The following is a 25,691-nucleotide window of genomic DNA, read 5'->3' as shown; positions in this document are numbered from 1 at the left end:
CTCCCGGCTTCGAAGAGGCCGACGGCGGAGGCCGCCCCGCACAGCCCGAGGACCCCCGAGGAGTTCGATGTCTCACGCTGAAGCCAGCACCAGCCCCGCCGCCCGCCCGCACGAACTCACCAACGTGTTGCGGCTTGCCATCGCCCAGGCGCTTGCCGGTGCCAACGCGGTGGTCGTCTATGCGACAGGCGCCGTGGTCGGCAACACGCTTGCCCCCAGCCCGGCCCTGGCCACGCTTCCGGTCTCGGTGTTCGTCGTGGGGATGGCGCTCTGCACCCTGCCGGCCGGGGGCATCGCCCGCCGGCACGGGCGCCGGGCCGCATTCCTGGCGGGAACCGGATGCGGCGTGCTCGTCGGCCTGCTGTCCGCGCTGGCGGTCCTGCTCGGGTCCTTCTGGCTCTATTGCGCGGCCATGGTGTTCGGCGGCGCCTATGCCGCGGTGGTGCTGTCCTTCCGCTTCGCCGCCGCCGACTGCACCGCGGCGGAACGCCGGTCGCGCGCGATGTCCGCTGTGATGGCGGGCGGCGTGGTGGCCGGCGTCGTCGGCCCCCAGCTCGTCACCCACACCATGGGACTGTGGCCGCCCCACCTGTTCATGGCCACCTTCCTGGCGCAGGCAGCCATTGCCGCCGTGTCGGCGCTGGTCCTGCTGGGCATCCGGGTGCCGATGCCGACGGCGGCGGAGGTCGCCGGCGGGCGCCCGATCGGCGTGATCCTGCGCCAGCCGCGCTTCATCGGTGCGGTGATCTGCGGGATCGTCTCCTATCTGCTGATGAACTTCATCATGACCGCCGCCCCGCTGGCCATGCGCCTGTGCGGCCTGTCGCAGGAGGCGGCCAACCTCGGCCTTCAATGGCATGTGATCGCCATGTATGCGCCGAGCTTCGTCACCGGCCGGCTGATCCACCGCTTCGGCGCCCCGTGCGTGGTCGCCGCCGGACTGGCCCTGATCGCCGCCGCCGCCGCGGCCGGGCTGGCGGGAACGGATGAGGCGCATTTCCGGGCGAGCCTGGTCCTGCTGGGGCTCGGCTGGAACTTCGGTTTCCTGGGCGCCTCCGCCCTCGTGCTGGACTGCCATCGGCCCGAGGAGCGGACCCGGGTACAGTCGCTCAATGATTTCCTGGTGTTCGGAACGATGGCCGCAGGGTCCTTCTCGTCCGGGGGGCTGCTGGCCGCCTACGGATGGACCACGGTGCTCCAGGTGTCGTTCGTCCCCCTGACGCTGGCGGTCGCGGCGCTCGCCGCCACCGCCGCCACCCGTTCCCGCCGTGCAGCCGCATAGCAGGCGCAGGGGGGCGTCCTCACGCGAACCGCTTCGCCCCGGCGACGCACAGCACCACCAGCCCGGCCGCGGCCACCATCGTCCAGGCCACCGGCTCGCCGAGCAGCATCGCGGCCAGCGCCAGCCCGAAGAAGGGCTGGAGCAGTTGAAGTTGCCCGACCCCGGCGATGCCGCCCAGCGCCAGGCCCCGGTACCAGAACACGAAGCCGAGCAGCATGCTGAACACCGACACGTAGCCCAGCCCCGCCCAGGCCGGCAGGCCGGTGGATGTCCGGACATCCGGCCAGCTCTCCGGCCAGGTCGCGACGGCAACCGGCACCATCACCGGCAGCGCCAGCACCAGCGCCCAGGAGATCACCTGCCAGCCGCCCAGGCGCCGGGACAACGCAGCTCCCTCGGCGTAGCCCAGCCCGCAGAGCAGGACCGCCGCCAGCATCGGCAGGTCGCCGGCAGCCGACGCCCCGCGGTCGCCCGACAGCGCGAAGCCGGCGGTCGCCAGGCTTCCCAGGCCCGAGAACAGCCAGAAGGCCGGCTTCGGCCGTTCGCCGGCGCGCAGAACCGCGAAGGTGGCGGTGACCAGCGGCATCAGGCCGATGAAGACCACCGAATGGGCCGCCGTGACGTGGCGGAGCGCCAGCGCGGTCAGCAGGGGGAAGCCGACAACGACGCCCAACGCCACGACGGCCAGCGAGGCGAGGTCGCCCCGCTCCGGACGCATCTGCCGCAGCCCGCGCAGCAGGCAGGCGGCCAGGCATGCCGCGATCACCGCCCGCGCGGCGGTCAGGAACAGCGGCGAGAAGCCCTCGACCGCCACCCGCGTCGCCGGCAGCGACCCGCTGAAGATGGCCACCCCCAGCAGCCCGCTGCCCCAGCCGCTGCCCTGACCGCCATTCCGGCCGCCACTCCGGCCGCCGCGTCGCCCGGTCCCGGCCGGACCTGTCTCCCGCCGCATTCCAACCCTCTCCGCCATGCTCCGTCCGACATCCGGCGAGCCTAGGCGGACGGCACTGGCGGGGACAGCGACGGTCCCATACAATCACGCCGAACTGTATGGCTGATGGAAACCATACGCTTTGCCAGGAGGCGCCGGTATGGACGGCCGCAAGGGCACCCGCACCGGCGAGGTGATGGACGCCATCCGCCGCAGGATGGCGGGCGGCACGCTGTCGCCGGGCGAAAGGCTGCCGTCGATCCGCCGCTTCGCCACCGCGATGGGCGTGTCTCCCTCCACGGTGGTGGAAGCCTATGACCGGCTGGCGGCCGAGGGGGTGATCCGCTCCCGGCCCGGCTCCGGCTTCTACGCCAGCGGCGGCATGCCGCCGCTGGCGCTGGCGGATGCGGAGCCGCGGCTGGACCGGGCGATCGACCCCCTCTGGGTGTCGCGGCAGTCGCTCGACGCAGGGGACGACACGTTGAAGCCCGGCTGCGGCTGGCTGCCGGCCGACTGGATGCCCAACGCCGCCATCCGCCGCGCCATCCGCCAGCTCGCCCGCGCCGGCGACGCCCTGCTGGCCGACTATGGCGGCACGCGCGGCTCGCCGGCCCTGCGGCGCCTGCTTGCCCGCCAGTTCGCCGACGAGGGGATCGACGCCGGCCCGGACCAGATCCTGCTGACCGGGTCCGGCACCCAGGCGATCGACCTGATCTGCCGTTTCCTGCTGCGCCCCGGCGACACGGTGCTGGTCGACGACCCCTGCTACTTCAACTTCCAGGCCCTGCTGCGCGCCCACCGCGTGCGGATCGTCGGCGTGCCCTACCGCTCCACCGGCCCCGACACCGTCCTGTTCGCCGAGGCCCTCGCCCGGCACCGGCCGCGCCTCTACATCACCAACTCCGCCCTCCACAACCCGACGGGGGCGACGCCGTCGCCGCAGACCATCCACCGGCTGCTCACCGAGGCTGCCGCCCATGACCTGACCATCGTCGAGGACGACATCTTCGCCGACTTCGAGCCGGAACCGTCGCCGAGGCTGGCGGCGCTCGACGGGTTGGCACGGGTCATCCGCATCGGCAGCTTTTCCAAGACGCTGTCCGCCTCGATCCGCTGCGGCTACATCGCGGCGCGGCCCGACTGGGTGGAGGCATTGGTCGACCTCCAGGTCGCGACGGCCTTCGGCGGTCCCAGCCCGGTCGCCGCCGACATCGTGCTCACGGCACTCGGCGACGGCAGCCACCGCAAGCATCTGGAAGCGCTGCGCCGCCGGTTGGCGCGGGCGCGGCGCGAGACGGCGGACAGGCTCCACGCGCTCGGCCTGCGGCCCTGGCTGATGCCGCGCGGCGGCTTCTATCTCTGGTGCAGCCTGCCGGACGGCTTTCAAGGCGGCTCTCAAGGCGGCTTCCCCGGCGACGCTGCGGCCGAGCTGGCGCGGGCGGCGCTCCATGACAAGGTCGTCCTCGCCCCCGGCAACGTGTTCAGCGTGTCGCAGACCGCTTCCGGATTCCTGCGCTTCAACGTCGCCCAGATGGCCGATCCCCGCGTCTACGAGGTGCTGGCGCGGGCCATTGCGCGGTAGGGGAGGCGGCCTTTCCGGCGACGCGGGCGGGTTGCCCGGTGCCGGCATGCCCAACAACGGAGTGCATGACGATGGACCTGGTGAGACGGCTTGTCCCGGACGACGCGCCGGCATTTCGCGAGATCCGGCTGGAGGCGCTGGCGCTCCATCCCGAAGCGTTCGGGGCCGATCTCGCCGCGGAGCAGGCGCGGTCCGCCGCCGGTTTCGCCGAACGGCTCGCCGAGGGCTGCATCTTCGGAGGATTCGTGGACGGCCGGCTCGATGCCACCGCCGGACTGCTGGTGCCGCCATCCGCCAAGCAGCGGCACAAGGCGACACTCTGGGGGGTCTATGTGCGGGAGGCCCGGCAGGGGGGGACGCTGGCGCAGGCGCTCCTGACGGCGGTCCTCGCCCATGCCGCCGGGCAGGTGGAGCAGGTGCAGCTCTCCGTGGCGGCCACCAACCTTCGCGCCGTCCGGTTCTACCGCCGCCTGGGCTTCGAGACCTACGGCACGGAACCCCGCGCCCTGAAGATCGACGGGCGCTACATCGACGAGCTTCTGATGGTGAAGGTTCTCGCCCCGTAGCGCCCCATGGCGGCGGCGCGGGCCGCGGTGCCGCCGGCACCGCGACCGCTCGTGCGACGGGGGGCGTTCCCAGCCCTGCTACTTTACCAGCGGGCAGCCGCCTTCGCCCAGCGGGCGGAAGGCCTGGTCGCCGGGAATGGTCCTGACCAGCTTGTAGAAGTCCCACGGCCCCTTGGACTCGTCGGGCGACTTCACCTCGAAGAACAGCATGTCGTGCACGGCCCGGCCGTCGACGCGCACGCTGCCCTTGCCGAACAGCGGGTCATCGGTCGGCAGTTCCCGCATCTTCGCGGCGACCACGGTCGCATCGGTGCTGTTCGCCGCCTTGACCGCCTTCAGGTAATGCAGGGCGCCGGCATAGACGCCGGCCTGGTTGCCGGTGGGGCGGCGGCCCTCCATCCGCGCGGCGAAGCGGTCGGCGAAGGCGCGGGTGCCGGGGTTGAGATCCCAGTAGAAGGCTTCGGTCAAGTAGAGCCCCTGCGCGTCCTTCAGCCCGACCGCCGCCACGTCGCTCAACTGCATCAGCAGCGCCGCCAGCCGCTGCCCGCTGCTGGTGATGCCGAACTCCGTCGCCTGCTTGACCGAGGAGATGGTGTCGCCCACCGCGTTGGCGAGGCCGATGATCTGGGCGCCGCTGGCCTGGGCCTGCAGCAGGTAGGAGGAGAAGTCCGACGCGCTCGGCGGATGGCGGACGCTGCCCACCACCTTGCCGCCCATGCCGGTCACCACCGCCGACGCGTCGCGCTCCAGCGCATGGCCGAAGGCGTAGTCCGCGGTCAGGAAATACCAGTTCCTGCCGCCGGCCTCGGTCACCGCCCGCGCGGTGCCGTTGGCGAGCGCCCAGGTGTCGTAGGTCCACTGCACGGTGTTGGCCGAGCATTTGGCGCCGGTCAGCTCGGTGGTGCCGGGACCGGAGGCGATGAACATCGCCTTGGAGTTGCGGGTCACCTCGTTGACCGCCAGCGCCACTGACGAGAAGGGAACGTCCAGGATGGCGTCGACATGCTCCTGGTCCAGCCAGCGGCGCGTAGTGGCGGCGCCGATGTCGGGCTTGTTCTGGTGGTCGGCGTGGACCACCTCGATGGTGACGCCGGGCAGCTCCTTGGCGAAATCTTCCGCCGCCAGCTCCGCCGCCACCACCGACCCCCGGCCGGTGCTGTCCGACGCGAAGCCGCTCATGTCGGTCAGCACGCCCAGCTTGACATGCTTGTTCGGGATCTCGGCGGCGGCACCCCCGGCGCCGGCCAGCAGCAGGGCGAGGCAGCCGGCGGCGGTTCCGGCAGCCCCGGCGGCCAAGCGGCCGGCACTCGAACGATGTGTCCACATGGTCCTGATCCTCCCATTGTTCGTTGATCGGACCGGCCGTTCGCCCGGCCGGTGCTCTTGTTGGGGCAGGGCGGCTTACCGTGCCTGGGTGCGGAGTTCGCCGAGCACCGCCTGCGCCACGTCCTGGCGGACGGTGCCGCGCTCCACCAGGACGCGGGCGACGCGGTCGATCTCCTCGCCGACGGCGCCGGCCATCATGGCGATGTTCTGGGCATGCAGGGCCATATGGCCCTTCTGGATGCCGGTGGTCGCCAGTGCCTTCAGCGCCGAGAAGTTCTGCGCCAGTCCGACCGCGGCGATGATCCGGGCCAGCCGGTCCGCACTGGAGACGCCGAGGATCTTCAGGCAGGCCTGCGCCGTCGGATGCGCCTTGGTGGCGCCGCCGATCAGGCCCACCGCCATCGGCAGCTCGATGGAGCCGCTGAGGTCGCCGCCGGCGGTCACCTCGAAGCGTGTCAGGCTGGAGTAGCGGCCGTTGCGGGCGGCGTAGGCGTGGGCGCCGGCCTCGACCGCCCGGGTGTCGTTGCCGGTCGCCAGCACGACGGCGCTGATGCCGTTCATGATGCCCTTGTTGTGGGTGGCGGCGCGGTAGGGATCGGCGTCGGCGAAGTGGTAGGCGCTGACGATGCCGTCGCGCACCGCTTCGCCGCCGATCTGGTCGAGCGGCCACACCGCATGCGCCCGCGCCAGCCGGCGATCGGCCAGGTTGGACAGGATGCGCAGGTAGACGCGGCCGCCCGTCCATGCGGCGACGTGCGGGGCGAGCTTTTCCGCCATGCTGTTGACGGCGTTGGCCCCCATGGCGTCGCGGGTGTCGACGATCAGGTGGGTCACCACCATCACCCCGCCCTGGCTGTCGATCACCCGCACCTCGACGTCGCGGAAGCCGCCGCCGAACGACAGCAGCACCGGGTCGCAGCCGTCGCACAGCGCCTTGATCTCGTCGCGCCGCTCCAGGATGCGCAGGCGGGCGGCATGGGGATCGGCCACCCCGACGGCCTGGATCTGCGCGATCATCAGCGTGCCCGACATCGACGTCGCGAAGCCGCCCGCATCATAGCACTGGCGGGCGGCGTTGCAGACGGCGGCGACCACCGAGGACTCCTCGGTCGCCATCGGGATCAGCACGTCCCCGCCGTCGATCTTCATGTTGGTGGCGATGCCGAGAGGGATGTTCATCGACCCGATGACGTTCTCGACCAGCCGGTCGGCAAGGTCGAGGTCGAGACTCCCGGTGCCGGACAGCCGTGCGGCGGCGGCGGCATCGAGGCCGGCGAAGTCCGCGACGATCGCCAGCCGCTCCGCCGGCGGCTTCTTGTGGAATCCGGAAATGCGGGAACTGCGGTCGGGGTTGGTCATTCCAGAACCTTGTCGTGGGGCGTGGTCTTGAAGCGGTGCGTCGCGGCGTTGCCGCCCGCGGTCGCGCCGGACCAGTTCGTCTTTGCGATGATCAGTGATACAACGGGACAGGACAAGGGACAGTTCGCCGGATTATCCGGGACACTGTCCCAGTCGACGGCGCGGGACAGTGCGACGGGCAGGGGGGTGCGCGGGATGAGCAGGGTGGGCGGCATCGTCGACAAGATCGCCGGGCTGATCGGCGACGGCCTGCTGACGCCGGGGGAACGGCTGCTGTCGGTCCGCGCCGGCGCCGTCGAGCACGGCGTCTCCAAGAACACGATGGCCGAGGCCTACGACCGCCTGGTGGCGCTGGGCTACCTGGAGGCCAAGCAGGGCTCCGGCTATTACGTGGCGCGGGTTCGCCGCGCCGCCGCCGGACAGCAGTCGCCGCACATCGCCGAGGCGGTTGACTTCGTCTCCCTGCTGCGGGAGCAGCTTGAGCAGACCTACGCCGTGCGCATCGGCGACGGCCGCCCGCCGCCCTCCTGGACGGAGCGGTTCGAGATGGCCAGCCCTCCGCGCTTCATGGCGGCCACCCGCGGCTTGGCCGCGGAGCACGGCTACGGGTCGCCCTGGGGCTTCCTGCCGCTGCGGGAACGGCTGGCCCTGACATTGGGAGAGCGGTCGATCAAGGCGTCGCCGGACCAGATCCTGCTGACCCAGGGCGCCAACCACGCGCTCGATCTGGTCGCCCGGCAGATGCTGGAGCCGGGCGACACCGTGCTGGTCGACAGTCCCGGCTACTATCCTCTGTTCGGCAAGCTGCGGCTGTCGCGCGTCGCCATGGTCGGCGTGCAGCGCCGGCCCGACGGCCCCGACCTCGACGAGCTGGAGGCCAGCGCCGCGGCCCACAAGCCCAAGTTGTTCTTCACGCAGTCGCTGGCCCACAACCCGACCGGCGGCTCGCTCACGCCGGCGGTCGCCCACCGCCTGCTGCAGATCGCCGGCCGCCATGGCTTCCATGTGGTCGAGGACGATCCCTTCGCCGACGTGCTGCCGGTCTCCAGCCCGCGGCTGGCCGCCCTCGACCAGCTCGAACGGGTCATCTATGTCGGCACCTTCTCCAAGACGCTCTCGGCCAGCCTGCGCGTCGGCTACGTGGCGGCGCGGCGCCCGCTGATCGACCGGCTGTGCGACGTCAAGATGCTGACCGTCGTCAGCACCTCCGACTACGTCGAGCGGATCGTCTACGGCTTCATCGCCTCGGGCAACTACCTGCGCCACCTGCGCAAGCTGCGGACGCGGATCGAGGAGCACACCGAGCGAGCCGTGCCGGCGCTGGGCCGCCTCGGCCTGCGGCTGCCGCCGGCGGCGACCGGCGGCTACTACCTGTGGGGCGAGCTTCCCGGCCACGTCGACGAACAGGCGCTGACGCGCCGCGCGGCGGAGCGCGGCATCTTCCTGGCGCCCGGCACGCTGTTCCGTCCGTCCAGGGTGCCGGCCGCCCCGGCACTGCGCATCAACGTCGCCTATGCCGACGACCCGCTCTTCACCCGCTTCCTGGAGGAGGAGTTGGGGCGGGATCGCGGATAGAGTGTGTGTCACGTTTCAACCGCTAACGCTTGAAACGTGACACACACGGAAGACCAAAAGCTTAGAGGCGAGGGGCCGCCTCAGAAATGCCCGGGCAGCCGCGCTCCCACCATATGCGTCGCCTGGGCGCCATAGTCGTAGAACGCCTCGCGCGCTGCGCGTCCCCGCACCGTCTCGGTCAGGCTGTCGGGCAGCGGCAGGTCGCGGTCCGGCAGCCTGCCGGCGATGTGCTCGGCGAGGCAGCGCCCCAGCACGGTGCCGGGGGCGATGCCGCGTCCGTTGTAGCCGCTGAAGCCGATGACGTTGCGGCCGAGCTGGTGGAAGCGGGGCAGGTTGTCGCTGGTCATGCCGATCTGGCCGTACCATTCCTGCTCGAACCGTATAGGCCCAAGCTGCGGGAACAGCCTGGCCAGCGCGCGGCGCGCCCAGGCGCGGTGCACCGACGCCCCTGTCCCCTGCAGCGCGCCGACGCTGCCGAACACCAGCCGCCCCTGCCGGTCGAACCGGTAGGAGCTCAGCACCTGCCTTGTGTCCCACACCCCCTGGCGCTCCGGCAGGATCGCCCGCTGCATCGCGTCCGGCAGGGGTTCCGTGGCGAGGTTGAAGTAGGGCAGGTGGACCTGCTCGTTGCGGATGGCGGTCCAGGGTCCGGTGCTGTAGGCGTCGGTGGCGACCACGACCCAGTCGGCCTGCACCGCCCCTCCGGCCGTCCTCACCTCCCAGCAGCCACCCGTCTGGCTGCCCGTCCGCCCCGTCGACAGCACCGGGCTGCCGGTGAAGATCCGCGCGCCCGCCGCCAGCGCCGCGGTGGCCAGCCCGCGGGCATAGGCCAGCGGCTGGATGGTGCCGGCGCGCAGGTCGAGCAGCGAGGCGCTGTAGGCGCGGGTGCCGACCTTCTCCGCCGTCTCGGCCGCGTCCAGCAGGCGCACCGGCGCCCCGCGCTTCTGCCAGATCGCCGCCCGCTGCTCCAGCTCGCGCAGCCCCGCCGTCCCGACACCGCAATGGAGCGTGCCGCTGCGCACGTCCTCGCAGGCGATCTTGTGCCGGTCGATCATCTCGAAGACATAGCGCGGGGCGTTGCCCAGCAGCTCGATCAGCCGCTCGCCGTAGACCGGGCCGAGCGTCTCCACAAGCTGGTCGGGCATCACCCACATGCCGGCATTGACCAGCCCGACATTGCGCCCGGCCCCGCCGAAGCCGACCTCGACCGCCTCGACGACCACGGCGTCGATCCCGCTTTCCGCGAGGTGGAGCGCGGCCGACAGGCCGGTGTAGCCGCCGCCGACGATGACGACGTCCGCCTTCACCGTCCCTGACAGGACGGTGGTCGCCGGTGCGGCCGGTGCGGTCTGCTCCCAGAGCCCATGTGTCCGCTTGTCGTTCAGCATCCCACCGCGTCCCCGTTCCGATGCCTGGCGCGGCCGGAGCGGTGGCATCGACAGCCCGGAAGGGGGGCCGCCGTCATTCCCGTCGGGAATGATGTGCGGATTCCGTTCCCGGCACCGCCGGCCACGGCGAACCGCCGCATCCCGCTGCGCTTGATGCCTCAGATTGACTTGGCCTCCCGCCTCTGTCCAATTGCTGTTTTTTCAACCGGTCATTCCATCAGAGAATGAGATGCAGAGCCCGCGCCGTTTCCTCCCCTCGCTCTCCCTGCTGTCGGCCTTCGAGGCTGCGGCTCGCACCGGCAGCATCACCGCGGCGGCGAAGGAGCTGTCGCTGACGCAGGGCGCGGTCAGCCGCCAGATCAAGGCGCTGGAAGAGCAGTTGGAGGTCGCGCTGTTCCACCGCGAGAAGCAGTCGATCCGCCTGACCGCCGGCGGCGACTACTATGTGCGGGAGATCCGCGACGCCCTGCGCAAGATCGGATCGGCCTCGCTCAACCTGCGCGCCAACCCGTTCGGCGGCACCCTCACCATCGCGGTCCTGCCGACCTTCGGCGCCCGCTGGCTGGCGCCACGCCTGCCGGGCTTCCTGCGGGACAATCCCGGCATCACCGTCAACCTGATGACCCGTCCGTCGGCCTTCGATTTCCGCCTCGACCCGATGGACGCGGCGATCCATTGCGGGCGGCCCGACTGGCCGGGGGCGGAGCTTGCGCTGTTGCGGCGGGAAACCGTCGTGCCGGCCTGCAGCCCGGACCTGCGCGACCGCCACGGCTTCCGTCAGGCCGCCGACCTGCGCCGGGCGCCGCTGCTGCACCTGACCAGCCGCCCCGACGCCTGGGAACGCTGGCTGGCGCTGCACGACGCGCCGGCCGACGCGGTGCACGGCATGCTGTTCGACCAGTTCGCCACCGCCGCCCAGGCCGCGGCCGCCGGGCTCGGGCTGGCGCTGCTGCCGCTGTTCCTGATCGAGGAGGAGTTGCGCGACGGCCGGCTCGTGCCGGCGCTCGACCTGCCGATGGCGAGCGGGAACGCCTATTACCTCGCCTGGCCGGCCGAGCGGGCGGGTTACCCGCCGCTGGCCGCCTTCCGCGACTGGATCCTGGCCGAGACGCGGGAGTGCCGGTGAGGGCGCCGCGCCTCGGAGCGTGATCGGTCCGGGCCGAAACGCCCGAACCGATCACACGGAAAGACAAGACGCTGGAGTCGGGGGAGGATGCTTCAACAAGCATCCGACCGACCCTAGGCCTTTGGGTTTCCGTGTGATTCACGTTTCAAACGATACCGCTTGAAACGATCACACTCTAGTGACCGTGCGCCGGGAAGGACGCCGACGGGTTGGCCGCATCGACCACGGTGACGTTCGTCATCATGCCGGCGTCCTCATGGTCCAGGATGTGGCAGTGGATCGGGAAGGTGCCGGAATAGTCGGTGTATTTGGTCAGTGCCTTATAGCCCTGCGGGCCGGCCAGCATGGTGTCGCGCCACATCGGCGTCGACAGCCTCCGGCCCGCCACCTCGGTCACCAGGAACGGGTTGACGTGGATGTGGAAGACATGCACGCCGGGAGAGTCGACGTAATACTGGTCGACGGAGCCGAGCGGCGGCTGGAACATGACGCGGCCGGGACAGAAAAGCTCCGCGTTGATCTGGAGCTTGAAGCAGTAGGGCAGAGCGTCGGGGCGGTAGGTCGGCAGTCCGTTCGACGGCGGATTGCCGGGATCGGAGACCTGGAGGACGTTGAAGTTGACGTAGCGGTAGGCGTCGGGCTTGGTGTCGGCCGTGATGTCCGGGACGGCCGGCGCCGGCAGGGCGCTGCTGGGCAGCGGCATCGACAGCGGCGCTCCGGACACGGCCACCTGGAACAGGTGGGTGGGCGCTTCCTTGAAGTCCGCCTCCTGCCAGACGCCATCGATCTCGAAGCCGGCGGCGATGCCGTAGGCAACATCCTCCTTGCTCCCGATATACCTGCCGACCTGGGCCTGCAGCGTCGTGGCCGTCGACGGTGCACGCACCAGGATGTCGGCGCGGCCGCCCGGCGGCAGATAGACGCCCTGCACCGTCGCCGTCCTGGTGAAGTTCACGCCGTCCATGGCGATGAGCGTCACGGCGACCGGCGTCGGAGCCCTGCCCGAGGCCCCCGGCTGGAGGAGCCGGAACTTCGCTTCACTCTGGAAGCCGGTGTTGACGATGCGCCAGCGCTGGACCTCCCCCGGCCGCATGGCGAGCGTCCGGCCGACCGTGCCGTTCACCGTCCAGTCGGCGACGGCCCCGTTGTGGGGGGAGTTCCAGATGGTGTCGAAGTCCGGCAGCTCGCCCTTGCTGTCCAGCATCACCTGCTGAAGCAGCAGGACCTGTTCCGTCACGCCGGCGATCCCCGCCACGGCATCGACGGTGCCGGGACCGCCGCGCACGATCAACGCGCCGGCGGCGCCGCTCGCCACCTGCACCGCGACCGACCCATGCCGGTGCGGGTGGTACCAGAAGGTGCCCGGCGTGTGGTTGGACAGCGCGTAGGAATAGGTGAGGGCACCGACGACCGTGGTGTCGTTCTGCGCGTATTTCCGGTCGGTGCCCGCGGGCAGAATCTCCAGGTAGACGTTGTCGCTGTGGCCGCTCGGCGAGACGTGCAGCCCGTGCGTGTGCAGGTTGGTCGTGTTGAACTGGCTGGGGATGTCGACGAGGTGCGGCTGCGCCTGGTCCGGGTTCTTCGGCAGGTTGTTGACCAGATTGACCTTGAAAACGCCGGTCTGGCCGAACTCCAGGGTCGGCGCCATCACATACTGGCGCTGGGACAGGGTGTCGTAGGTCCGCAGGCCACTGGCCTGCCGGTCGCCGACCGTGCAGCTCTGCAGCCGCATCGCCAGCGTCCCGGCGGCGCCGGGGGCCACCCGGATCACCGGCGGCATCGGCAGCGCTTCGCCCGCCATCGCCGCCGCCCGCGGCTGCTCGCCCGCCGCCCGCATGCGGCTGCCGAGTTCGCCGGGATGATCATGCACGACGTTCGCCAACCCGCCGGACCGCCCGTGGCCGGCGTGGCCGGCATCCGGTTGCGTCCCGCCCATCCGTCCCTGCGCCGTCTGCGCGGTGGTCTGGGTGCACCCGGTCCCGGTCACCGCCGCCGCCACCGCGGCCGAACTGCCCAACAGCGCGGAACGCCGCGAGATCGACCACTTTCCAAGTCCCGTCTTTACCATTCCGTTTCCCCCGTTCACGTCATGTGCCGCAGGCGACCGCCCGGACTTGCGGCACGCCATCCCCTCTTCTCAACCCAGAGGCTATATTTCCTTCAAATTTCATGCGCTTACGCGGAATGTTATCTACTCACTGTCGTGATAAAATTTACTGGTTTCAAAGAATATCCCTTTTTAGGTGTATTTCATTATCACGATTCAACCTTCGACACAAATCCGCAGAAACCCACTTCGGGTGCAAACCAGGCGAATGCCTGCGCAACCCAGGACGCGGCGGTGATGGGCAGTTTCTGGTAAAATGCAACGTTCCGGGCAGGCACGCCCTGTCGTATCCGGTTGCCGGACGACCGAGGAGACGGAGCGCATGACGGTCGACGCCCCCAGCAAGAGTCCCGTCTGCTTCGACTGAGGGTCCACCCCGACCCGGATCGGGGCGGAGCCAAACGGCTGGCGGCTGGCGATGCGACGCTCGGGTTCGACCCCATATCGTCGCGGGAAATCTTCAATGCGCCCTGTCCCGGCCCGGCCGCCGCCAAGGCGGCGGACTGCCACCGGTGCGGCAACCCCGGCACGCCTTGGCCAGCGATTGCGCCGGCCGCAGCGTCTGGAGCCGCCGCAACCATGTATGACCTTCAGCAGACCCCCATGTCACCGGCTGCCTTGGCTGGGCCGAGCCGCTATGCTCCGCCCCCTGCGAGTGCAGGGGCGGCAAGCGAGGGCGTGGAATGGCAAGCAAGCGGCGCAAGCCACAACGGAAGAGCAGCAAAAGACGGATACCGGCGAGGGCTGCGGGATCGGTGCGCGGGCTGAACGGCAGCCCGGGGCAACAGCCCGCCGGCTTGTCGGCGTCGGCCAGGGGAACGGCCAGGGAGGGCACGACGGCGATGCTCTCCCAGCGGCACGGCCCCCGGTTCGCCGGCAACGCCGACGCCGGCCGTTTCCTCAGCCCCGAACAACAGTTCCTGTTGAAGCGGCGGCGCGAGGTGGAACAGCGCGAGGCGAAGAGACGCCGCTCGCTCACCGGACTGGTCCTGGCGGTGACCTGCGTCGCGGCGGGCGTGGTCTGGGCCGCCTTACGGCTCTGACCGGCCGCGACAAATCGGCGCGCCGACGGGAATGCTGCCGGCGCAGCCCAAGCACGGCCGGGAGTCCCGATCCTGCGGTTGAATCCCGCCCGGGTTCGTCGCTTTACACCCTATGACGTTCGTGTAATACCCACCGCCATGCGCGATGTGTGGCACCATGCACCGGCCGATCGGCCGGCCGGCTTCTCCGGACGAACCGGCAGGGATGCCTGCGGTTGCCGTCCGCATCCGCTTCAGGTCCCTTTCCCCACACCCCGCCCGACACGGCCCGTCCCGCGGGTGCCCCGGCCCTGTCCCTGCCGGCGGAGTGGCCAGCCGGGACAGGGTCCCCCATGATCGTGGCCACGGTCAGCCGACGGATGCGCGGCACCGCCTTGCTGGCCGGTGTCCTGGCGCTGCTGCTCCAGCTCTTCAGTTGGACGCTGGTCATGCCCGCCAGGACGTCGCCGGCGAACTGGATCATCGTCTGCACCGCCGAGGGGCTGGTCCACCTCGACGTCGACGGACCGCCGGCCGGGACGGCCGGCAAGGAGTTGCCGGCCAAGGCCCCGGACACCGGAGGCTGCCCTCTGTGCCCGCTGGTCGGCGGGCTCCATCTGCCGCCGCCGCTCCATCTGGTGCCGCAGGCTGCCGTCGCCCGTCACAGCCCTCTGTCCCTGCCGGGCAGGCTGGTCCTCGCCGGCTGGTTCCTCTCCACCCTCCAGGCCCGCGCGCCGCCGGCCTGACGACCGGGATGCGGGATGCCGCGCGGCTTTGCCGCGCCATCGACCGCGACTGCCGTCTCTCCTGACTCCCAGCCGCACGACGCGACCGCACCCCTTGGGGCGCGGCCCGTGCCCGGCTGTCCCCGGATCGAGGTTCCTCATGACGTCGCGTTTCGCCGCGGCCGACGCCTTGCGCGCGGCCCTGCTGTCGGGTGCTGCCCTGGTCGGGCTGCCGCCCGCCGCCGCCCTGGCCCAGACCGTTCAATCCCTGCCCGCGATCTCCGTCGTCGCCAGCCCCGATGAGCCCCCCATGCTGTCCGGCGCCGCGCTTGGCGGGTCCGGCCTCGCCGCCCGCCGCCCCGCCACCAGCGACGCGGCCGCCCTGCTGCGCGGATTGCCCGGCGTCAGCCTCTACGGCAACGGCGGCGTGTCGAGCCTGCCGGTGCTGAACGGGCTGGCCGCCGACCGCGTCAACCTGCTGGTCGACGGCGCCCCGATCGCGCCTGCCTGCCCCAACCAGATGAACCCGGCGATGTCCACCCTCTCGCCGTCGCGGGTGTCCAGGCTGGAGGTGCTGGCCGGCATCACCCCGGTCAGCGTCGGCGGCGACAGCATCGCCGGGACCATCACCGTCGAAAGCGCCCCCCCGGTCTTCGCCGCGCCGGGCGAGGCGGTGCACGGCGAGGGCAGCCTGTCGGCCGTCTACCGCTCCAACAGCCACGCCGTCGCCGGCGCCGCCACGGCCTCGGTGTCCGACGACATGGCGAGCCTGCGCTACGACGGCTCCTGGAGCCGCGCCGGCAATTACCGGGCGGGCGACGGCCGGACCGTCCATTCGACGCTCTTCAATGTGCAGGACAACGTCCTGACCTTCGGGGCACGCCGGGACGGTCATCTGGTCACGTTGCAGGGCGGCCTGCAGACCATGCCCTACCAGGGCTTCCCCACCCAGCGGATGGATCTGACCGACAACCGCAGCGGCTTCCTCAACGGCCGCTACGAGGGGAGCTTCGACTGGGGAACGTTGGACGCCCGCGCCAACTGGCGGCGGACCCGGCACACCATGAACTTCCTGGAGGACAAGGGCGGCACCGCCGGCGGCGGCATGCCGATGGACACCCTGACCACCGATGCCGGCTACTCGGTCAAGGCGAGCCTGCCGCTCTCGGCGCGCGACACCCTGCATATCGGCAACGAGTTCCGCCATACCCGCCTGGACGATTGGTGGGACCCGGTGGCGGGCAGCATGATGATGGGGCCGCAGACCTACTGGAACGTCAAAGGCGGCACCCGCAACCGCATCGGCACCTTCGCCGAGTGGGAGGCGGTCTGGTCGCCCGCCTGGACGACCCTTCTCGGCCTGCGCAACGACGTGGTGTGGATGGACACCGGGGCGGTGCAGCCCTATTCCTGGCGGAACCCCGTCGGCATGGGCATGATGGCGATGGCCAACCCCGATGCCGCCGATGCCCGCGCCTTCAACGCCCGCCATCACGGCCGCACCGACGTCAATGTCGACCTGACGGCGCTGGCCCGCTATACCGCCTCGGACAACGCCGAGATCGAGGCCGGCTACGCCCGCAAGACCCGCTCGCCCAACCTGTACGAGCGCTATGCCTGGGGCACCGGCGCGATGTCCAGCAGCATGAACGGCTGGTTCGGCGACGCCAACGGCTATGCCGGCGACCCGGACCTCAAGCCCGAGGTGGCCCACACCGCCAGCGCCACCCTGGCGCTGCACGACGCTGCCCGCAAGTCGTGGGAGGTCAAGCTCACGCCCTACTACAGCTACGTGCAGGACTTCATCGGCGTCGACCGCATCGGCGCGCTCGGCGACGGCTTCGCCAAGCTGCGCTTCGCCAACCACGACGCGATCCTCTTCGGCGCCAACCTTTCGGCGGCGGCGACCGTCTACGACGACGAGCGGTTCGGCGCGGTCCGCCTGTCGGGAACGGTCGGCTGGACGCAGGGCCGCACCCTCGATACCGGCGACGCCCTCTACCACATGATGCCGGTCAACGCCCTGCTGACCGCCGAGCACCGGCTGGGCGGCTGGAGCAGCGCGGTCGAACTGCAACTGACCGCCCGCAAGGAGCGGGTGGAGGCACTGCGCAACGAACCGCAAACCCCAAGCTACGCCCTCGTCAACCTGCGGACCTCGTACCAGTGGGGCAATGTCCGGCTCGACGCCGGCATCGAGAACCTGCTGGACCGGACCTATTACCCGCCGCTGGCAGGCATCGGCTATGCCGACTATCGGGCCGGAGGGCGGCAGGGCACCGCCGGGCCGTTGGCGGGGCCGGGACGCTCCTTCCTCGCCGGCCTGACCGTGACGTTCTGAGATGCCGGCGCCACCCGCTTGAATCGCCCGGTCCGGGGCTCCAGCAGCGGTGCCGGTCGCGCTGCGTCGGCATCGCTTCGGCGGTGTCGCGCAGCAGCGCGGTGATCGCAGCGGCTGCCGACGTTAGGTCGGGCCGCCTTGCCCGCCCGCCTCGCCGCAACAGGCCGGCAGGAATGGCACTCTCGGCCAACCACGGCCGCCCACAAGCCACATCTCGACCGCCCGGACGATTCTCGTTGGATTTCGCGGCAAGGTTATAACCCCGGCGCTGTACGCCTATAGGTGATGAAGCTCATCCAGTAAATCGCGCTTAAAGCCGATTTAGGCCACATCGTCACCACTTTGGCGATCAAAAGATTCATGGAAGTTCGGTGATTGCCTGAAAATACTGACCCGATGAGACCAACACCCGGTCCCTTTAAAGGCGGGCACCATGGTCTTCGGGAGGGGCACCATGATGGAGTACCTGACTGACACACAGGTAGAAGATTTCCTTAGAACCGGCAGCCGTGAAGCGGAACTTCGGAAGCTCTTTGGCGACCTGCTCTACGAAGACCTGACGCAGACCGCCCGAACGATGAACCAGAGCCCAATGCTGCGCGAGACCGCCGCCAGGACAGTGTTCATCCTGCCCGGTATTGTAGGATCAAAATTGTCGTTGCCACGGTTTCCGTTCAACGATCTTGTCTGGGTCGATCCCGACGATCTCATTCTCGGTGGTGTTTCAAAGCTCAAATGGTCGGGAAACGACGATCGGGTTATCGCGACCGGTGTGTTGTTGACCGCCTATCTCCGCATGAAGCTGCGCCTGACCGTGGCAGGTTTCCGGGTGGAGTTCCTGCCTTATGACTGGCGACGAGCGCCGATGGATTGTGCGCGCCGGTTGATGCAAAGGTTCAAGGCAGGCGAGGTCGTCGGCGCGACGTTGATCGGTCACAGCATGGGCGGATTGGTGGCCCGCGGCATGGCGTCACTCGATCCGGACCGCAGCGCGATAGCGCGGGTGATCACCATCGGCACACCGAACCACGGGTCCTATTCTCCCGTTCAGGTGCTTCGGCTCGAGCACAGCCTGGTCCATTTTCTGGCCCGTCTCGACCAGACGAGGACCGCCGAGGAAATCACAAGCGATTTTCTCCGTGACTTCCCGGGCCTGCTGCAGATGCTGCCGTCACCGGAACTCCGGCCGGGCGAGGATTTTTTCGATCCTAAATTTTGGCCGTCCACCGGCATCCGACCGCTCAAGGAGGTCCTGGAGCGTGCCCGCAAGGCAAGAGCGAGCCTTCCCCCGCCTGACGGACGATTCTTCCAGATCGTAGGAACGGGGCAGGAAACGATTCAGCGCGCATCTGTGAAAGACGGTGTCATCGTCTACGACCGCAGCAGGGATGGCGACGGCACGGTGCCCCGCGACCTGGCGGAATTCGCCAATGTGCCCCGTTTCTATTTTGAGGGGGTCCATGGTTGGCTCTGCAATCAGCTTCCGGTTATCGACGCGGTCGCCGACTTGATCAAGCATGGTGCGACTGATCGGCTGCCGACAGGGATAACCGAAAGCATCATGCCGGAACAAACCGTTGACGAGGCCATGGTCCGTCGGGAGGCGGAAGCGCATGCCCAAGCATTGCTGGGCCGGCCCCCGGAGGTGGCGGTGCTGGACAGCTTCGGTACCGGCATGTTCGACCGCGACCCGTCGCTTGTTTCCCGGAGGCCGGTCCCACCGCCTCTTGCGGCGTCCGAGGCGGTACGGCCACGGTCGAAGAACATCGGCGTTCCCGAGGTTTCCCCGGCCTTCGACCGGGAGCGGGCGGTGGCCGCCGCGCAGCACTGGCGTGACGCCAAGGACAAGCGCGAGCGTGCCGCAACGCGGGCGGCGGACAACATGTTCGCTCCCGCTGAGGAGGAGGGGCGTATCAGCGCCTATGTCAGGCGAGTCCGCCAGGGACTTGAGGCTCTGCCGACTTTCGCACAACGGGAGTTGCCGCCCCTGGTGCGCGACATGCTGCACGGGGCCGAAGGACCGGAAGGCGGATCGGCCCGCCAGATGCTTAACGAACGCATCATCGGAGCGGCAAACGAGTTCCTGTCGGTTCTGTTCCTGAAGCGCGCCGACCGGGTCGCACGGAGCGTCGGCCGCATCGTCACCTGGCCGCAGGCGGCGGGCTTCGGCACCGGCTTCCTGGTGGCGCCAGGGGTGCTGATCACCAACAAGCATGTCCTGGGCAGTCCCCGCGATGCCGAGATGTCGGCGGTCCAGTTCGATTATGAACTCGACATGGGGTTCCGCGAACAGCGGGGCGAGGTGTTCCGTCTAGAGCCTGAACGGCTCTTCATCACCAGCGAGCAGCTCGATTATGCCTTGGTGGCGGTGGCGCCGCGGGGCGAGGACGGCGGCGCCATCGAAAGCCACGGGTGGTTGCCGCTGGTCGGTCAAGTCGGCAAGATCATGGCGGGCCAGCCGGTCAACATCATCCAGCATCCCCAAGGGCGGCGTAAGGAGGTGGTGTTCCGCGAGAGCACCCTGCTGCCGCTGCCGGACGATCCCGACCACATCCTCCACTACACTGGCGACACGGAACCGGGATCCTCCGGCTCGCCCGTCTTCAACGATTTCTGGGAAGTCATCGCACTCCATCATTCGGCCGTGCCGGAACTGGACAAGGACGGTTTGTGGGTGCACCAGTCCGGCCCCGCCCGTTCGGCGGCCGAAGCGGATCTGAAGGATGTCCGATGGCTCGCCAATGAGGGCATCCGCGTGTCGCGCCTCGTGCGTGACCTGCAACGGGTGGCTGGAGAGACGGAGCCCGGCACTTCGTCGGCACGCCTGATCGAGAGCGTGCTGGAAGAAGGCCGCAAGGCGGCTGAACGGCCGTTCGGCGGCGGCACCGTTGCCGCGCAGGGATCGACGGAACCCGAAATGGGCGCCACCGCCGCCGCCCGATTGTCGGCGCAGCCGCCGCCGGCGCTCCCCCCCTGCCCAGCGGCGGCGGGCCTTGCCGGCCGCGGTGGGTCAAGGACGGGAGCGACCGCCGCCATGCCGGGAGAGGGCCGCTGGATCACCGGGGAGGCCCCGGGACGCGGCCGCCTGTCGACGGTCGAATCGATTACCGGTGAAACGGACGACCGCGAGGAACTGCCGGAGCAGGATCCGCGCCACGGCGCCGTCTTCGCTCTCACCACCGCCTCCGGAATCCCCGGAACTGCCTTCGCCGTCGGTCCCAGCCTGCTGCTCTCGGTCGCCCACAACCTGGATGGTACGGCAATCCGCCTGATGCGGCATTTCCGCGGAAAGCCGCCTGAAGACGTGCTGGAGACCTTGAAGGCCGACTATTACACCGTACTCCGCACGGCCATCGAGGATGGCGGTGCCGAACTGATCGGGTTGCGGCTCGAAGCGGCCCGCCGCTTCAGGCTCATGCTTCGCCCGTCGGCCCTGGGGGCGGCGGATCTGCTGCAGCGGGAAATCGAGGTCATCGGCTACAGCGAGCATTTCCAAAACGCGCCCCGACATACAGCGATCCTGCGCCACCGCGGAACCGTCACCGACATCCATGACGGCCGCATCTTCTACAGTGGGATCGACACTGACAGCGGGCAGAGCGGCGGCCCGATCGTGCTCGCCGGGACCCAGGAGGTGGTGGGCATCCATGCCTTCAGTTTCACTGGGGCGGAACACCCAACGCTGCGCAACGTCAATGCCGGAATCCACCTGACACCCAGACGCTTGCAGGAGATCAGTTCATGGTGAAGCCGGCCCGGTTTCCTATGCTCCGTGCTGCGATGGTGATGAGCGTGGCCGGGGCACTCAATGGCTGCAGCCTCCTCGGTAACGCATCATCGACGGGTACGCTCAACGTCGATGGGCGCAGCATCTCCTACGACAGCCCTCAGGCGCTCGGCGGGCCGGTGACAGGGGAGATCGCCCGCCTGTTCACCGGACGATGCATTTACAAACCCAAGGATTCAGGCGCGGCGATTGCTGCTCTGGCCCCGGCCCTCCTAGACTTCGCCGTAGATTCCTTGGGAAAGATATTGACCCGTGCAGGTGCGGAGCGAGCCGTGGCGGTCTATGCCGCGCGTGCCTACGCCCCCCCCACAGCCCGCAGCGATCCAGCCCCCGCTGATGCAGGCGGTCGGCTCGTCCCAGAGGAGAAGCCTCCCCAGTCGGCGGCGACGGAGCAGAAGGGTTTGCCCGAATGCGTCCAGTTCGTGCTCGCCCGCTTCGCACCCGGTCCTGAAACCGCGTCTATAGGAGCCGCTTCGCCCATGCTCGCCGACACGTTGGGCGAAACCCCCGACGTTCTCTCCGGTGAGTTCGGCAGCCGTGGCATCTTCCTGGCAGAGCGTCCGGTGCTGTTCCTCGAAGCAAAACTGATTACCAGTCCGGACGGCAAGGTCTACCGCCTGCGCCCGACGATCCTCCAGTACGAAGCTGGGCTGGACACCCGACAGGTCGGGGGCGAACGTGGCCTCTTTGTCGAATTCGGCATCAATTCGGCACCCAATTCCCTGGCTTCGGACAAGGCTAGTCGGGGGACGCTGCCGATCGGCATCGTCGTACCCGGCCAGACTTCGCTTGTCTTCCGGGGCCCGGACCCCCGGATGCCGGAGATGCTATGGACCGCCTCCCCGTCCGCCACCACAGCGGCGCCAAGCATCCTGAACATCGAGATGCGCATCGTCGAAGTCCGAAATGGCCGGCCGGTCCTTGCAGCGCTCGGCACGCTGTTGTCCGGCAAGCAGGGCGACGACATCGCCGCGGCACTCCGTCGCGATCTGTTTCCGACGGAGGAGGAGCGACGAACCGCATTGACAGCGCGTTTGACGGGTTTGGAGGCATATCGCAAGGCGCTTGCCGCCTACCGGCAAGCGATCGACGACCGTGAGCAGGCGAAGGCGGCATCGGCGACAAAGTCTGTGGTGGTGCAAAACGCAATCCAGGCGCAACAAAACGCAATCGTTGAGAGCGCAATTCTTTCGGTTCGACTCGCGGCGGCGCAGGCGGGTGTCACACCGCCTGACCTTGCGCCGTAATCATACGACCGCCGCCCGCGCAGCAGCTCGCTCGCACCGCCATAACCGGCGCTACGCGATCGCAGCACACTAAAGCGGTTTAAAAAACAACACCCTCATGCTCTTCGAATTAATTTCCCAATACACAAATAAATTACGAGATGCACTGTAACATTCACGAATGAAAATCTATATATTCCGGAGAACTTTCGACGATAATGTTCGCTTTATCCACACATTTTCTTTAAGCAATATGACGGGCGGCCGCCACTTCATCCTCGCGTCATGCTGCATCGGCAATCATTTCTCGCGCCTGGACGGCGCTTGGGGAGGACTCCATGGCTATACCCGCTGATCTTCTGACCAATGCCAAGCCGATCGATCCGGCGCTCCCTGCCCATCGCGAATGGCTTTCCAAGCTGCAGGGCAACATACTGAATGGCCATGGCCGTGATCACACCATCAACCTGTTCGTGCGCCTGCCGGCCGACGCCGACAGTGCCAGGACGCTGTTGAAGGCGTTGGCACCGATGGTGACCTCGGCTCTGCGCCAGGAAGCCGAACGTCATGATTTCAAGGCCAACGGCCTTCCTGGGCGACTGTTCTGTAATCTTCTGCTGACTGCGCACGGGTTGCGGGCGCTCGGCGTTAACGCCGACCGGCTCGCCAAATTCACCGACTTGACCGTTGAAGGCAAAACTACGCTGAAGGCGACGTTTCTCTCCGGCATGGCCGAGGATGCGGTGTCCGACTTGGCCGATCCGGACCCGGCGGGATGGTTGTTCGGTGGGCCGGGCAACCCGGTCGACCTGTTGGTCCTGCTCGGCGACGATGACGTCGGCGAACTGGGCCGCCGGGGCCGCGACGTCAAGGACCGTCTGGAGGCGGCCGACTGCGAGATCGCCCAGGTCGTTCGGGGCTCAGCGCTGCGAACGGACACAGGCGAGGGTATCGAGCATTTCGGCTATGTCGACGGCCGAAGCCAACCGCTGTTTCTAACCAGCGATTTCACGGGTTTGGCCGAGGACGGATCGATCGACCCGGCGACGACGCAAGAGGCGGGCGGTGGCGGCCTGAACAACTGGAATCCATTTGCCTCGCTCGGCCTCGTCCTCAAGTCCGATCCGCTGGTCGACGACGACGCAGCGTTCGGCAGCCTGTTCGTATTCCGCAAGCTCGAACAGAACGTTCGCGGCTTCACGATCGAGGAGCAGCGTTTAGCCGATTCGCTTGGCCTGAAAGAGCGTGATCGGGAACGAGCCGGCGCGATGGCTGTCGGCCGCTTCCGGGACGGCACGCCATTGGTGATCTCGGAGTTCGACGGGGCCTCGCCGCCGAAGGAGAATGACTTCAACTATGGAGTCGACGTCAACGCGGAGAACCGTCCAGCGGGCCGACGGTGCCCGTTGCAGGCTCACATCCGCAAGACCAATCCACGGGGTGACATCCGTCGTCGGTTTGGGCTGCCCGACGACGACGCTGAACGATCACGACGCATCGTCAGGCGCGGCATCCCGTTCGGGTCGCGCAATCGCCACCCAAATGCTTTCCAAGCTTTGGACGACCTGCCGTCGGATGGCGTCGGGCTGCTGTTCATGTGCTTCCAGGCGAGCATCAGGCACCAGTTCGCCTTCATGCAGAACTCCTGGGTCAACGCGAACGACTTCGTGACGAACGGGGTGGGCATCGATCCGGTGATTGGGCAGGGAGGCTCCGATCCACATCGTTGGCAAGCCGCCTACGGTGTCGATGGCGCAGTGGTGACCCACGGTTTCGGCGGTTTCGTGACCATGCAGGGCGGCGATTATTTCTTTGCGCCGTCGATTCCGTTTCTGTTGAATCCCGACGCCGCCGCCGCCACACCGCCGACCTGACCCCTATCCATTCCGTCCGTTGTCAATCAGCCTCCAATAGTCAGCCATGCTTAAGGCTGCCGAAGCGGTTGTTCACGGGATGGTCCCGCGCGTGCCGCGCCTTGCCGTCAACGCTGGCACGGCGGCACGCGTGAAAGGGGCCGGTGGGTTCCCTTGGACAGGTTCCCTTGGGCAGCGTGGGGGCTGGAATGGACTGTCCAGGAACGGTTCTTGAACCGTCAGTTTTCTTTGGCGGATTCTGAGGATGTTTCAGTCATGCGTCAGTCGGCCGAGCGGGGCGGTTGTCATCTTGCCAACGCCGCTGAAGACGGTCCCGCCATTCGGCGAAAGCTCAAGCCAATGGTTGTTAACAGCCAAGCAGTGCAACACACCCAGCGTCAAGACATTCACTTCGTAACCGAGTCTTCCAAAAATCCAATGTCGGGACTACCAAAAAGAAGGAGATGAATGTGACACGCCTCCATATTTTTGCAATTGTTCTGGCGATCTTATGTGCAATCGCTCTCCTTGTTGGCATGCTTTTCGGTCACCAAGTGACGCTCGAAAGACAATTGGGTCTACCTCGATCCCTACGTGATATTTCTGTAGCCCTTTGGGCGTTTCTTTTACCTGCATGGTTCATGCTCGAAGATGTCTGGTTTGCGCCGGATGGCAGTGATCCCGCCAAGATTAGGCGGTTCCGAGACGCCCAACAAAAAGCTCGCCTAACCTGGGTCGTGGTGGGAGGTGCAGTTGGGATCGTTATTGGCTTGACCGCACCAAATCTACCCGCCATGGAGCAGCAGAACGCACCGACGCAAAGCCAAAACAATGGTCAGTAATCTGGTTTGAATTCCAAACGGAAGCGCCGGGCGTAACTGATTGGATTGCGGATGCATTGGTTAGCGGCAGTCTGACGGCTGCCGCCAGTGCTCAATGAGCTTGGCGAAGGAGGAAAAAATGGACAACCTTGCGACAAGTGATCAAGATATAGCAGAGATATCCCTATTAGTTGCTGCGATATCAATCATATTCTTATTGTCAGCCATTCTCATTCCTAAGATTTTTGTTACAAAGGACATAGTGTTTGATCCCGAAAAAAGACTATCACTGAGAAACGAATACACAAAAACAATCGCGCAAATTCTTGGAGGCGTCGCCTTGCTATGTTCTTTTGGTTACACTCTGATTAAAGATAGCGACACGAGGCGCCAGGATTTAAGACTGAAAGCCTCTGTTCAAGTAAAGGAGGCGGTCGGCATGCTGGCTTCTGAGAATGAATCGGTGCGATCTGGAGCAATTGTCGTTTTGTCAAAAGCTCTTTATTTTGAGCCTTCAGCCTCCGATGAGGCAATCAGCATTATCGAAGTGCATGCCAGAAATTTACGACAATCACCTAACAGGCTGCTGAAAAACACCCTTCCCGGCGCGGCATGGTTGTGATTCGCTTTCCCTGCGGTGGTCAGGTGAGGTCACGGGTATGCGCGGACGGCAG

Annotated in this window: 20 protein-coding genes; 14 read left to right on the top strand and 6 right to left on the bottom strand. The window is 67.8% G+C overall.

Annotation, left to right across the window (positions count from 1 at the left end; all coding sequences use genetic code 11):
• Positions 1-67: 67 nt before the first annotated feature.
• A complete protein-coding gene (locus J2850_RS27020; RefSeq protein WP_209989152.1) occupies positions 68-1,282 on the top strand; it encodes an MFS transporter in 1,215 nt (404 codons plus the stop codon).
• Between the two features lie 19 nt (positions 1,283-1,301).
• Here the strand turns inward: J2850_RS27020 and J2850_RS27015 are convergent, their stop codons facing one another.
• Positions 1,302-2,234 carry a DMT family transporter gene (locus J2850_RS27015; protein WP_209989149.1) on the bottom strand — a complete coding sequence of 311 codons (933 nt, stop codon included), beginning with the start codon at positions 2,232-2,234 and terminating at the stop codon, positions 1,302-1,304.
• 139 nt (positions 2,235-2,373) lie between these two features.
• Here J2850_RS27015 and J2850_RS27010 point away from each other — a divergent pair, with 139 nt between their 5' ends.
• Positions 2,374-3,795, top strand: coding sequence for an aminotransferase-like domain-containing protein (locus J2850_RS27010; protein WP_209989144.1), 1,422 nt, complete (start codon positions 2,374-2,376; stop codon positions 3,793-3,795).
• Between the two features lie 71 nt (positions 3,796-3,866).
• A complete protein-coding gene (locus J2850_RS27005; RefSeq protein WP_209989141.1) occupies positions 3,867-4,361 on the top strand; it encodes a GNAT family N-acetyltransferase in 495 nt (164 codons plus the stop codon).
• Positions 4,362-4,439: 78 nt separating this feature from the next.
• On the opposite strand, the gene J2850_RS27000 is transcribed toward J2850_RS27005, so the two are convergent.
• The 3 genes from J2850_RS27000 to J2850_RS26990 all read right to left on the bottom strand — a co-directional run bounded on the left by J2850_RS27000 (position 4,440) and on the right by J2850_RS26990 (position 7,261).
• On the bottom strand, positions 4,440-5,687 hold the full coding sequence (locus J2850_RS27000; protein ID WP_209989138.1) for an ABC transporter substrate-binding protein: 1,248 nt from the start codon (positions 5,685-5,687) through the stop codon (positions 4,440-4,442).
• A 75-nt stretch (positions 5,688-5,762) separates the two neighbouring features.
• Complete coding sequence (locus J2850_RS26995) at positions 5,763-7,046, bottom strand: hydroxymethylglutaryl-CoA reductase, degradative (protein ID WP_209989135.1); 1,284 nt, start codon at positions 7,044-7,046, stop codon at positions 5,763-5,765.
• Positions 7,043-7,261: a hypothetical protein gene (locus tag J2850_RS26990; RefSeq protein ID WP_209989131.1), complete on the bottom strand. Its 219-nt coding sequence runs from the start codon at positions 7,259-7,261 to the stop codon at positions 7,043-7,045. Before J2850_RS26990 ends, J2850_RS26995 begins: the two co-directional genes overlap by 4 nt.
• Between J2850_RS26990 and J2850_RS26985 the strand changes: the two genes are divergently transcribed.
• Positions 7,242-8,621 (top strand): aminotransferase-like domain-containing protein, encoded by a 1,380-nt coding sequence (locus J2850_RS26985; RefSeq protein ID WP_209989129.1) that lies wholly within the window; start codon positions 7,242-7,244, stop codon positions 8,619-8,621. The genes J2850_RS26990 and J2850_RS26985 overlap by 20 nt on opposite strands.
• Positions 8,622-8,701: 80 nt before the next feature.
• On the opposite strand, the gene J2850_RS26980 is transcribed toward J2850_RS26985, so the two are convergent.
• Entirely contained in the window at positions 8,702-10,009 is a 1,308-nt protein-coding gene (locus J2850_RS26980; RefSeq protein ID WP_209989127.1) for an NAD(P)/FAD-dependent oxidoreductase, read from the bottom strand.
• 229 nt (positions 10,010-10,238) lie between these two features.
• Here J2850_RS26980 and J2850_RS26975 point away from each other — a divergent pair, with 229 nt between their 5' ends.
• Positions 10,239-11,135, top strand: a complete 897-nt coding sequence (locus J2850_RS26975; protein WP_209989124.1) for a LysR family transcriptional regulator — start codon at positions 10,239-10,241, stop codon at positions 11,133-11,135.
• 175 nt (positions 11,136-11,310) lie between these two features.
• Here the strand turns inward: J2850_RS26975 and J2850_RS26970 are convergent, their stop codons facing one another.
• Entirely contained in the window at positions 11,311-13,203 is a 1,893-nt protein-coding gene (locus tag J2850_RS26970; protein WP_209989121.1) for a multicopper oxidase family protein, read from the bottom strand.
• Between the two features lie 881 nt (positions 13,204-14,084).
• Between J2850_RS26970 and J2850_RS26965 the strand changes: the two genes are divergently transcribed.
• From J2850_RS26965 to J2850_RS26925, 9 genes are all read left to right on the top strand, one after another.
• The gene (locus tag J2850_RS26965) at positions 14,085-14,285 is read left to right on the top strand and encodes a hypothetical protein (protein ID WP_209989118.1); all 201 of its coding nucleotides are present in this window, start codon (positions 14,085-14,087) and stop codon (positions 14,283-14,285) included.
• Positions 14,286-14,617: 332 nt separating this feature from the next.
• Positions 14,618-15,010, top strand: a complete 393-nt coding sequence (locus tag J2850_RS26960; protein ID WP_209989115.1) for a DUF2946 family protein — start codon at positions 14,618-14,620, stop codon at positions 15,008-15,010.
• A 139-nt stretch (positions 15,011-15,149) separates the two neighbouring features.
• Positions 15,150-17,330, top strand: coding sequence for a TonB-dependent receptor (locus tag J2850_RS26955; RefSeq protein ID WP_209989112.1), 2,181 nt, complete (start codon positions 15,150-15,152; stop codon positions 17,328-17,330).
• Positions 17,331-17,784: 454 nt separating this feature from the next.
• On the top strand, positions 17,785-21,078 hold the full coding sequence (locus J2850_RS26950; protein ID WP_209989109.1) for a trypsin-like peptidase domain-containing protein: 3,294 nt from the start codon (positions 17,785-17,787) through the stop codon (positions 21,076-21,078).
• Positions 21,072-22,364 carry a hypothetical protein gene (locus tag J2850_RS26945; RefSeq protein ID WP_209989106.1) on the top strand — a complete coding sequence of 431 codons (1,293 nt, stop codon included), beginning with the start codon at positions 21,072-21,074 and terminating at the stop codon, positions 22,362-22,364. The genes J2850_RS26950 and J2850_RS26945 overlap by 7 nt, the downstream gene beginning before the upstream one ends.
• A 317-nt stretch (positions 22,365-22,681) precedes the next feature.
• Positions 22,682-24,217, top strand: coding sequence for a Dyp-type peroxidase (locus tag J2850_RS26940; RefSeq protein WP_209989102.1), 1,536 nt, complete (start codon positions 22,682-22,684; stop codon positions 24,215-24,217).
• Positions 24,218-24,427: 210 nt separating this feature from the next.
• Positions 24,428-24,664, top strand: a complete 237-nt coding sequence (locus J2850_RS26935; protein ID WP_209989099.1) for a hypothetical protein — start codon at positions 24,428-24,430, stop codon at positions 24,662-24,664.
• A 2-nt stretch (positions 24,665-24,666) separates the two neighbouring features.
• On the top strand, positions 24,667-25,038 hold the full coding sequence (locus tag J2850_RS26930) for a hypothetical protein (RefSeq protein WP_209989097.1): 372 nt from the start codon (positions 24,667-24,669) through the stop codon (positions 25,036-25,038).
• Between the two features lie 118 nt (positions 25,039-25,156).
• A complete protein-coding gene (locus J2850_RS26925; RefSeq protein ID WP_209989095.1) occupies positions 25,157-25,639 on the top strand; it encodes a hypothetical protein in 483 nt (160 codons plus the stop codon).
• Positions 25,640-25,691: the final 52 nt, after the last annotated feature.

The organism is Azospirillum picis, assembly GCF_017876115.1.
GTDB classification, from domain to species: domain Bacteria; phylum Pseudomonadota; class Alphaproteobacteria; order Azospirillales; family Azospirillaceae; genus Azospirillum; species Azospirillum picis.
This window is presented reverse-complemented; position numbering and strand designations above follow the sequence as displayed.

Bases quoted from the DNA above. Each gene is read 5' to 3' on its own strand.
- J2850_RS26975 (WP_209989124.1), top strand. From the start codon at position 10,239: ATGCAGAGCCCGCGCCGTTTCCTCCCCTCGCTCTCCCTGCTGTCGGCC.
- J2850_RS27000 (WP_209989138.1), bottom strand. From the start codon at position 5,687: ATGTGGACACATCGTTCGAGTGCCGGCCGCTTGGCCGCCGGGGCTGCC.
- J2850_RS27005 (WP_209989141.1), top strand. From the start codon at position 3,867: ATGGACCTGGTGAGACGGCTTGTCCCGGACGACGCGCCGGCATTTCGC.
- J2850_RS26960 (WP_209989115.1), top strand. From the start codon at position 14,618: ATGATCGTGGCCACGGTCAGCCGACGGATGCGCGGCACCGCCTTGCTG.
- J2850_RS26925 (WP_209989095.1), top strand. From the start codon at position 25,157: ATGGACAACCTTGCGACAAGTGATCAAGATATAGCAGAGATATCCCTA.
- J2850_RS26965 (WP_209989118.1), top strand. From the start codon at position 14,085: ATGCTCTCCCAGCGGCACGGCCCCCGGTTCGCCGGCAACGCCGACGCC.
- J2850_RS26990 (WP_209989131.1), bottom strand. From the start codon at position 7,261: ATGCCGCCCACCCTGCTCATCCCGCGCACCCCCCTGCCCGTCGCACTG.
- J2850_RS26995 (WP_209989135.1), bottom strand. From the start codon at position 7,046: ATGACCAACCCCGACCGCAGTTCCCGCATTTCCGGATTCCACAAGAAG.
- J2850_RS26940 (WP_209989102.1), top strand. From the start codon at position 22,682: ATGGCTATACCCGCTGATCTTCTGACCAATGCCAAGCCGATCGATCCG.
- J2850_RS27010 (WP_209989144.1), top strand. From the start codon at position 2,374: ATGGACGGCCGCAAGGGCACCCGCACCGGCGAGGTGATGGACGCCATC.
- J2850_RS26945 (WP_209989106.1), top strand. From the start codon at position 21,072: ATGGTGAAGCCGGCCCGGTTTCCTATGCTCCGTGCTGCGATGGTGATG.
- J2850_RS26955 (WP_209989112.1), top strand. From the start codon at position 15,150: ATGACGTCGCGTTTCGCCGCGGCCGACGCCTTGCGCGCGGCCCTGCTG.
- J2850_RS27015 (WP_209989149.1), bottom strand. From the start codon at position 2,234: ATGCGGCGGGAGACAGGTCCGGCCGGGACCGGGCGACGCGGCGGCCGG.
- J2850_RS26970 (WP_209989121.1), bottom strand. From the start codon at position 13,203: ATGGTAAAGACGGGACTTGGAAAGTGGTCGATCTCGCGGCGTTCCGCG.
- J2850_RS26950 (WP_209989109.1), top strand. From the start codon at position 17,785: ATGATGGAGTACCTGACTGACACACAGGTAGAAGATTTCCTTAGAACC.
- J2850_RS26980 (WP_209989127.1), bottom strand. From the start codon at position 10,009: ATGCTGAACGACAAGCGGACACATGGGCTCTGGGAGCAGACCGCACCG.
- J2850_RS27020 (WP_209989152.1), top strand. From the start codon at position 68: ATGTCTCACGCTGAAGCCAGCACCAGCCCCGCCGCCCGCCCGCACGAA.
- J2850_RS26985 (WP_209989129.1), top strand. From the start codon at position 7,242: ATGAGCAGGGTGGGCGGCATCGTCGACAAGATCGCCGGGCTGATCGGC.